Origin of the sequence: Rahnella victoriana, assembly GCF_004330295.1 — a bacterium.
GTDB lineage: Bacteria > Pseudomonadota > Gammaproteobacteria > Enterobacterales > Enterobacteriaceae > Rahnella > Rahnella victoriana.
In genome coordinates, this window is sequence record NZ_SJOJ01000083.1 from 1 (window position 1) to 419 (window position 419).

1 tRNA gene is annotated in these 419 nt (G+C 43.9%); it reads right to left on the reverse strand.

Going from position 1 to position 419, the window contains the following annotated elements:
• Positions 1-166: 166 nt before the first annotated feature.
• Positions 167-242: transfer RNA gene (locus tag EYY67_RS24410), tRNA-Glu, on the reverse strand.
• Positions 243-419: the final 177 nt, after the last annotated feature.

A 419-nucleotide genomic window follows, 5' to 3' on the forward strand; every position in this document is an offset into this window, starting at 1 on the left:
ACTCAGTACTTCTACGGAGAGTGATGTTCAGCTGTAAACTTTCAATTTTCAGCTTGTTCCAGATTGTTAAAGAGCAATATCTTAAACACGACTTATTAAAGTCATCTTTAAGATATTTTCTGTTCATAAAAGAACAGTTGATAATGTCTTTCACACATTATCGGAGTGGCGTCCCCAAGGGGATTCGAACCCCTGTTACAGCCGTGAAAGGGCAGTGTCCTAGGCCTCTAGACGATGGGGACACGAAAATTCCGTACCAGACCACATACATGGTTTGGCACTTTTCGTATCAGCGTAAGGTTGCCCTCACTGCATCAACAGGTGCTCTTGCTCATTAATTTCATCAGACAATCTGTGTGGACACTGCACAATGCGTATCTTTAGGTAAGGAGGTGATCCAACCGCAGGTTCCCCTACGG